The sequence below is a fragment of the Frankia sp. CcMO1 genome (assembly GCF_977945845.1).
Genome location: NZ_CDWTMG010000216.1, coordinates 1 through 8628 on the forward strand (window position 1 = coordinate 1; position 8628 = coordinate 8628).

An 8628-nucleotide genomic window follows, 5' to 3' on the forward strand; every position below is an offset into this window, starting at 1 on the left:
GCATTAGGGTCATACGGGTTCTCCGGCTCGCGCACGAGGCGAACACGGGTCCCAGGTGAAAAGTCACCCTTGCGACAGGCGCCCTTGTGATACGCCGTGCCGCGCAACTTGGAGACGTAGATGCCGAGAGGAGCCAGTCGTCGGTCGACCGGCGCCATCAAAAGGCCTGTGCTGTCCTCGCAGAACCACAGGCTGCCCTCACCTGCTCGATGCTGCTTCACGAGATGAACTGCCGGATGCCCATCAGGTGGCGCCACCAAGTGGTCTAGGACGCCATTACGAGGCGAGTACGGCGAGACGTAACTCTCGGCCGGTGGTTCATCGGCAGAGCGCGTTTTGTGCCTCCCCCACCACTCCCTAAAACCCATGAAGATTCCTAGCTTTCAGTTCAGTCACAGGCGATCCGACCGCAAGCAGCGGTGCATTCATGACGGGCCAACCATCTTGGCCCGTCGTAACCGAGTCGCTGCTCGTTGGACCAGCCGACTATCAAGGCCGCTCCACACTTTGGGCAGGGCGGCGGGACGTACGCTACGCGTTCGCTATCAGTCAGGGTCATGCCACCTAAAGTAATCATTCAACACGCAGCGCACCTCCCGCATTTGGTGGAGGCGGCCGGAACATGGCGTGCGGACAGACCCCTCAAACTCACCTGATTGACCACATATCTTCGGGAGCGACGAGAGCGCTACGCACCCATCATCGAGATCAATCACCACGGCACCTCACTGCCGTCCCTGCGTGTGACGGTGGGATAGTCACCCGAGGGTCGCATCACGACAATCGCCTCAGGTGCATGGACGACCTCGATCGCGCCGCGCTGTGGCTCCGGGAAGCTGATCACGAGCCAATCGCCCTCTGGTACCGCCACCTCGTTTCCCTCCGGCTCCAGGTAGACCTTGATCGGTCCCTCCCCGTAGACCTGGAGACGGACAACATCCTCAGGGGTCGTCACTGGCGTCCAACTGACGGGCCCTCGCGCATAACCCGTCGTACCGCGCCGCCCACGACTGAGGCGTTCGCGCGCCCATCGCACGACTCGAAGTGTCACGAGCCCGAAAGTCCCTCAGACATTCCCACCACATCGACCCGACAGCGACTCGCCCCTGAGCCTGAGGCATTCAGCAGTGCATCCTGGACTCTCGTACCGCATGCTTCGCCCGAACAATGCAGCGAGGCGGCTGGAACCTCATCATCGTCTCCACACATAACCCACCCCGAACGACCGGAATCCACAAGCATCATCAGACGCAAACGCGCTGAGCCACAATGGATCGGCGCAGGTGATGGGCCAGATCCGGTGGCGACGAGCATCGTCGCGAACTGTGGATCTTCAATCCGCGGAATCGGGGTTCGACTCCTTGCAGCCCCGGCGGTCCGGCTGCCGGCCGGCTGGCGCGGCGCCTGCCCCGCCGCGTGGAACGCCGATTCGTTAGCTGGACACACGTCGCGATCGGAGACGCTCCTTTACTTCTTCTCGCACGCAATACCATCCTTGTCCTTATCGCGCTTTTTGTTTAGGTTGTAAGCCTTAGTGTAAATCGTGAAGTTGGTGACCGGCTTGCCCTTGCCTTTCACCTTGTCTTTCGCACCTTTGCGCGCTACGCCATGCTTGTAAACCTTATTGAGTTCCTTGCAATTCTTGTAGGCCTTAGGCTTTGGCTTTTTGGTCGCCGAAACCGCCATCGCAGTGGAGGAATCAGCTGCAGACGGGGCGGCTAATGTCAGGCCGCCCAAAAGAATCGCTCCTGCAGCGACCGCCGACACTATTCGCCGGGCACGAAGCCCGTTCAATCGTTCAATCATACGCGAGACATTGACATGGCGAACTCCATTCGCACAGTAGCCAATTGCCCTATGTGTTATCTATGCAAATCGTTCAAAATATCCACATAATTTATAGGCAGCGGCGTCGGGTGTCTCCACGCGGCGGCAGGTCGTGGGCAGGCTCGCCACTTGCGGTTCGCGTGACGCGAGCTTCAAGTGACGTGCGGACCTCAGGTGAGGTCGCCGCAGAACAAGGTTGCCGACGGTCGTCTACGCCGTTCCGACGCGGTCGGACTCCCACCCGTGCAGGGAGAAGGATGTGGGGCCGAGACTGCCGATGAGTCCGGCGGCCTGGTAAGGGACGAGGTCGTCACGTCCGTCCGCGGGGTGGACCCAGACCAGTTCGGAGCACTTGTGTGGTTCGGCGTTGATCGGTTCGCCGTCCCACCATGTGGCTTCGAAGAAGAAGCCGACCCGGTCGTTGCCGGCGGCGTCGCCGCGGTGCAGGACGTGCACGAACCGAAGCGCGTCTGGGGCGAGGGTGATGCCGACCTCTTCACGAGCTTCGCGGATGACGCCGTCCAGGACCGACTCGTCGCGTTCGAGGTGCCCGCTGGGGAAGCACAACAGGCCATCCCCGTAGGAGGTGTTGGCCCGGCGCAGCATGAGCACGCGGTCGTCACGGCGGAGCACGACGTGCACGTCGACGATGCTGCGGTGCCGCTCGGTCACCCTCATCCTCCTCAAGATGGTCTATCCGGCCGGAGATGCTTCCGGCTGGAACCGAACGCTACCCATGATCGGGTGTCGTGGTCAGGCGAGGGAGGCGTTGCGTTCATGCTGAGCCCGGGAGAGGCGGGTGAGGGCTGCCCGGATGTAGGGGATGGGGGCCTCGGCCAGGGGGAGGTTGCTGGAGAAGTTGAACTCGTCGCGCTTGCGCATGAGTTCGTCGGCTCCGGCGTCGGTGAGGTCGACGGCTGTGTAGTTCAGGAGCTGGGCGGGGGTGTAGCGGCCGGTGGCCAGGATGCGGGTCCAGTCGGGGGTGCCGGGGTAGGGGCGGAACTCGAAGACGCTGGCGGTGAAGGAGCCGGGGAGCTGGTCGGTCATCTCCCAGAGTCCCTCGACCAGGGCCACGGTCGCGTCGATCTCGGCGACGGTTTCGGTGTGGAAGCCGAGGATGAAGTAGCCCTTGACGTTGATGCCGCGCTCGGTCAGCCGGCGGACCACCGTCACCGCCATGTCGGGGGTGATGCGCTTGTCGATGTACTCGAGCATGCGTGAACTCCCCGACTCGATGCCGAGGGCGACTTCGCGCAGACCGTTGCCGGCCAGGGTGTCCAGAACGCTGTCGGGACTGCGGTACAGGACGTTGATACGGCCCGTGGCGTCCCAGCGTGCCCAGTCGCCGACGCGGTCCACGGTGAAGGCGGCCATCATCTGATCGATGACGCGTCGGGCGCCGAGGAAGAGGTCGTCCACGAACCGGAACGCCGTGACGCCGTCACCTCGCAGGGCGTCCATTTCGGCCAGGATGCTGTCCGGGCGGCGGGTGCGGATGGTGATATCGGGGTTGGCCGATACGGCGGCACCGCAGAAGGAACAGTTGTAAGGGCAACCCCGGGCGCCGACCATGTTCGCCTGAACCCGGTCGCCGATCGGTCGTGGGTCTTGTGCCAGGTAGCGGCGGTCGATGAACGGTAGGGCGTCCACGTCCGGCGCGAGGTAGTCGGCCCTGCCGCCAGGCCGGCCCCCTGTCACGGGTGTCTTGAGGATCGGTTCGAGCCACATCACGGCCGGCAGGTCCGCACGTCGGCTTGGGTCGTCGAGGAGTTCCACGACGCGGGTCTCGGCCTCACCCAGGACGAGGGCTTGGCAGCGGGTCATGCGCGGGTCGGTCAGGATCTCTACGGGCATGGCCTTGGCTTGGTGCCCGCCCAGTAGCAGGTTGATGCCCGGGTCGAGCTGGGCGGCGATAGTGGCGGAGATTTCGTAGGTAGGAGCCAGGAGTGCAAACCCGGCCCAGCGCGGGGCCAGGGCGTTGATGGTCGCGGTCGTGGTGGCGATGCTCAGGCCGTGCGCTTCGGCATCCAGCACCGCGACGTTGAATCCGCGGCTGGCGGCGTACGTCGCGAGGTAACCCATCCCCAGAACTGGCAACGTGAAGTCGTTGACCCTCGGTCGCTCCGCATAGTCACGCAATGGCGAGTTGACGAACAGGGCGTCTATCGGGTGAGCAGGATCGGCCCCGGCCACGCGGTCCAGTGCGAGTTGTTGGTCAGTTGGACGCATTTGTTTCCCCTAGCGGTCGAGACGCCCCGGCATCCCTCAGTTGTTCGGTGGTTGGTGCAAACCTGGGTCTACTTGTTTCAACGGCCCGCCTTCGGCGGGCCGGGCCGCGCCGCCTACGGCGGCGCTCGCGCCGGGCATGCGGCCTCCGGCCGGTCCCGTCGCGGCGCCCTTCGGGCGCGGCCAAATGCCGAGCACACCCCGCAGACGTTGACACCGATCCGTGTCAGGCTGCTGATGCCCGGTCGAGCAGTCGGCACAGCTCCTTCGCCGCTGCCGAACTGACGTGACCGAGCACGACGACCGGCCGCCCGGCCTCGTCCACGCTCGCGCACAGCCCCCGCAGCTCCGCCGGCGCGATGCCCGCCGCGATCAGACGCCCGCGCAGCTCCTCCGCGACCAGTCGCGCCTGCCGGTAGGCCGCGACCAGGCTCGCCGCCTCGCCCGAACCCACCGGATGCCACGGCATCTCCTCAGTCCAGTCCGCTTGATCCGCTAGACCGGCAGCGTCCGCCGGCCATGCCCACGAGCCCGCCGATTCACGGTCCTCCGGCGTTTCCTCGTATCCGTTAATGAGTGCTGTCCCCCTCCGCACTGCTGCGACGACCGGGGAACACGCCAATCCATGCCCGAACAGGGCAAGGTGGAACGAATACCCCGAGTACCATCTGGCACCGGGGTCACACCCCAGCCGGGCCACCCGTCATTCCTTCCACGGGCGATGGGTGGCCCGGCCTCACGAGCGAGGATTCAAGAGGTCTTACGTCGCGGTGACGGCATCACCTCCGCTCGCTTGCGGCAGCCGAGCGATCGCTGCGAAAACCGGCGCGGTCTCAGCAGTGGGCGCGCTGGCCCCGTTCGTCTCTCGGTCGAGAGGCCAGGTGTCCGCTCGGCCCATCCCGCCTGGAACGGCTTCGAATCGCGACAACATGCGGCGCGTCCAGTCGCTACTCCTGACGCGGAACGGCGCGACGACGCGTGTGTACTCGGAGGCTCCGGCGTGCAACTCCGCCTTCAACTCGGCCGGCAACAGGTCGGGCGCCGTCTGCGTCACCGCCACACAACTCCCGGGCGGGAGTGCGGACGCCAGCATGTCGAGCAGGCGTTCGGCGCCGGGGTCGTCCAGGAACTCCAGCACGTGGACAGCCAGCACGCCGACAGGGCGCCGCAGGTCGATCAGGCGCCGCGACACTGGATGAGTCAGCAACTCGTGAACGTCGCGTGCGTCGGCGAACGCGACACCCACGCCCCGGCAGCCGCCGAGCAGGGCGTGCGAATGCACCAGGACGCCGGTATCGACGTCCGTGTACAGCACCCTTGAATCGGGATTCACGTGCTGCGCAACGTCATGCACATTGAGCGCCGTCGGGTATCCGCACCCGATGTCTATGTACTGCTCGATGCCGGCGGCGGCCATGGAGGGCACCGCGCGGTGCATGAACGCTCGCGACACGCGTGCGCCTGCCTCCAGCATCGGTGTGACTTGGCGTAGGTGAGCCACCGCCGCTAGATCGATCCCGTAGGCGTCCTTCCCACCCAGGAAGGAGTCGTGGACTCGGGCGACGTTCGGCACATCTCCTGGGCGCCGCGCTCTCCGCGAGGCGGCGCTGTACGGTCCGGCGGACGCGTAGCCCATCAGATCTCGCCTCGCAGAGACCCGATCCCTGGCCCCGGCGCGAGCCACCAGGATGGCGCTCGTGCGACATCCGCTCGTGGATCCGCCAGTCCGATGATCACGTCACCACGGCCGGAGACCCACGTCAGCTCATCGACCGTCCACGTGCTGTCGGCTCGGAGCGCCTCGTCACTCAGGCATGCGCGGAACAGTGCACGATCAAGAACGGCGCAGCAGTGCGCATCTCTCCAGACGCTGACGAGATCCCAGCCGACGGTGAACGTCAGCACCGGCCCCCAGCGAGCCCGCGGTGACGCGTGGAATGGCGAGAGTTGGATCTCGCATACGCCAAGACGCTCACCATCATCGACGGACTGCATCGCACCCACGGCCCGGACCGCTGGCTCCAGCCCTTTCCATGGTGTGACACGGGCTCGCATACGTACCCGCCCTGCGCCCGGCATCCTTACCATGACGTGGCTCGATTCAGCGTGGCCGTGCTAACCAGCTCCCCAGCGAGGTCATCCACCGCGTGGACGTTCACTCCAAGCTGCTGGCCAATGTCGGGGTGCTCCGCGTGCCTCACGGTGTCCTGGGATCGCCACAGGTGCACCGCCTCGGGCACTATCACCCGGCCCGCCTCTCCGCGCCGAACAGCCGCGGTCATGGCAACGAACCTCGCCCCGTGTGAGTCGCGGTCATCTATGAACCAGCGAGTGATACTCCATCCCTCGCGGATGGCGAACGTCGTCATCCGCCACCGCAGAATTGCGACTCGCCCAGCGGCCATATGACGCGGTAAGCACAGGTAGCCGAACGCCTGCCTGGGATCGGGTCCGGCCGGCGCGCAGGTGAAGGACTCCAGGGTCACAAGTCGTTCGTCCATGAGATTGCGGCTCCCGCGCTTCCGGCCGGCCGCAGGAACCCATCAGTCCCTGCGTTCCGTCTAGCGAAGTCGGTTCACCGTCTGAAGAGGACCCGGCACCAGGGAACATGGGGGAACACGTATCTGTGTCGGCCCTTTAGGATCGATTCCCTGGTGCGGCATCCTGTCCAGGACAGGAAGGGGGCGGCCGAGATCACTGCCAGCACTCCACTCAAGGCGGCCCGCAGGGGTATGGGCTGGTCACAGCCGCGCCTCATCTCGGCCATGCGGACGTCAGCCAGGACGCTCGGCGTCACGCTGCCCGGTGATGAGGCGCTCAAGACCAGCGTCACCCGCTGGGAGAACGGCCGTGTTCTCCCGGGGCCTACCTATCGCCAGGTCTTTCGAGCCGTCTACGGCATGACCGACGACGAACTGGGCTTCCCGCAGGACGATGACGGCGACAACGCCCCGCACATCCCTGAGTTCCTGAGCAGCGAGGCCGTCGCGTATTACGGGACGTTGCTGGCGGAGCACGTCCGCGCTGACAACGTCATGGGTCCGCACATGGTCGAGGCGATGGTGCGGCAGCAGGTCAGCACTCTCAGCTCCGCTGCTCGCCAAGCACGCGGGCCGGGACGCCGTGCCGTGATCAACATGGCGTCCCGGTACCACGAGTTCCATGGCTGGTTGCTCCAAGACGCCGGCCGCTACGACCAGGCCATGGTCGCGACGGACAGGGCGAGAGATCTCGCCACCGAGTTGCAGGATGCTCCGCTCGGCGCCTATCTCCTGATGCGCAAGAGCAACATCGCCAGTGACGCCAACGACCCTGGTCTTGCTCTGGGCCTGGCCGACGGTGCGGTCAGCCTTGGCTCCGGTCTCTCTCCCAAGCTTCAAGCGGTGGCGTATCGGCAGCAGGCGAACGCTCATGCAGCGCTCGGCGACACCGACGACTTCCTGGCCGCCATGAACAACGCGTTCGAGGCCGTCGAGCAGGACGACCCCTCCGGAAGCGAGCTGGCCGGGTACTGCACTCTCCCGTACGTCGCGATGGAGGCGGCCACGTCGTGGATGGAGCTTGGACGGCCCGATCTCGCACTTCAGGTCTTCACCCAGGCCAGTTCCGACGGCAATGACGCTCTGCGGCGTGATCATGGCCTCTACCTCGCCCGCCGCGCATCGGCGTGCGCCGGGGTCGACGACATCGACGCCGCATGTCACTTCGGCATGCAGGCGCTGGCCATCGCGAGCGTGACACGTTCCATGCGGACGATCCGGCAGCTCCGCCGCCTACGCGCCCAGCTCGTGCCCTTCCGCACACGCCCTCACGTGTCGGCAGTGGTCGACGGCGTGGCTACTCTGATCGGGAGCAGCGCCTAGGAAAGGACGGCTTGCGTGACCCAGCTCCTGCCGACTGCGACCTCCGTTGAAGAAGCGGAGCGTTCGGCAACGGTCGCCGTCCTTCCAGTCGGGAGCTTCGAGCAGCACGGCGCGCACCTTCCGCTTGCGACTGACACGCTCATCGCTTGTCTGATTGCTCAGCAGGTAGCGGACGCCTACGGCCTCTTCCTCCTCCCTCCCGTCACCATCTCGTGCTCACACGAGCACGCGGGGTGGCCAGGCACGGTCAGCATCAGCGCCGCGACCCTTCACGCCGTCATCAACGACGTGGCGCGCTCCCTCGAAGCCTCCGGGATCAGCCGACTGCTACTCATCAACGGCCACGGCGGCAACTACGTCCTGTCCAACGTCGTCCAGGAGTCGTCGGTCACGGGCGCTCGGATGGGGCTGTTCCCGACGAGCTCCGAGTGGAAGGACGCGCGGACGGCAGTCGGCCTTGAGACGACAGCCCACGACGACATGCACGCGGGCGAGCTGGAAACCTCGATCTTGCTGCACGCCATGCCGGAGGTCGTACGCGACAGCTACAAGACAGCCGATCACGACGGCGGCCCACGTGCACACATGTTGACCCTGGGCCTCCGGGAGTACACGACGACCGGCGTCGTAGGCATGCCTTCACTAGCGACGGCGGAGAAGGGCCAGGCCGTCTTGGACCACCTGACGATGCTCGCTGCCTCCCATCTCAAGG

At 65.6% G+C, this 8628-nt stretch carries 9 protein-coding genes; 2 read left to right on the forward strand and 7 right to left on the reverse strand.

The window, feature by feature from the left end; all coding sequences use genetic code 11:
- The 7 genes from AC08OU_RS19680 to AC08OU_RS19710 form a co-directional block, all read right to left on the reverse strand.
- A partial coding sequence (locus tag AC08OU_RS19680) for an HIRAN domain-containing protein (protein ID WP_476605507.1) occupies window positions 1-221 on the reverse strand: 221 nt, incomplete at its 3' end.
- Window positions 222-712: 491 nt separating this feature from the next.
- Window positions 713-955 (reverse strand): hypothetical protein, encoded by a 243-nt coding sequence (locus tag AC08OU_RS19685; RefSeq protein ID WP_476605508.1) that lies wholly within the window; start codon window positions 953-955, stop codon window positions 713-715.
- 512 nt (window positions 956-1467) lie between these two features.
- Window positions 1468-1806, reverse strand: a complete 339-nt coding sequence (locus AC08OU_RS19690; RefSeq protein WP_476605509.1) for an excalibur calcium-binding domain-containing protein — start codon at window positions 1804-1806, stop codon at window positions 1468-1470.
- Window positions 1807-2037: 231 nt separating this feature from the next.
- Window positions 2038-2499 (reverse strand): NUDIX hydrolase, encoded by a 462-nt coding sequence (locus AC08OU_RS19695; protein ID WP_476605510.1) that lies wholly within the window; start codon window positions 2497-2499, stop codon window positions 2038-2040.
- 81 nt (window positions 2500-2580) lie between these two features.
- Complete coding sequence (locus AC08OU_RS19700; protein ID WP_476605511.1) at window positions 2581-4056, reverse strand: B12-binding domain-containing radical SAM protein; 1476 nt, start codon at window positions 4054-4056, stop codon at window positions 2581-2583.
- Between the two features lie 223 nt (window positions 4057-4279).
- A complete protein-coding gene (locus tag AC08OU_RS19705; RefSeq protein WP_476605512.1) occupies window positions 4280-4522 on the reverse strand; it encodes a hypothetical protein in 243 nt (80 codons plus the stop codon).
- A gap of 291 nt (window positions 4523-4813) precedes the next feature.
- Window positions 4814-5689 carry an SAM-dependent methyltransferase gene (locus AC08OU_RS19710; protein ID WP_476605513.1) on the reverse strand — a complete coding sequence of 292 codons (876 nt, stop codon included), beginning with the start codon at window positions 5687-5689 and terminating at the stop codon, window positions 4814-4816.
- A 1018-nt stretch (window positions 5690-6707) separates the two neighbouring features.
- Between AC08OU_RS19710 and AC08OU_RS19715 the strand changes: the two genes are divergently transcribed.
- Entirely contained in the window at window positions 6708-7916 is a 1209-nt protein-coding gene (locus tag AC08OU_RS19715) for a hypothetical protein (protein ID WP_476605514.1), read from the forward strand.
- 15 nt (window positions 7917-7931) lie between these two features.
- On the forward strand, window positions 7932-8628 hold a 697-nt coding region (locus AC08OU_RS19720), incomplete at its 3' end, for a creatininase family protein (RefSeq protein WP_476605515.1).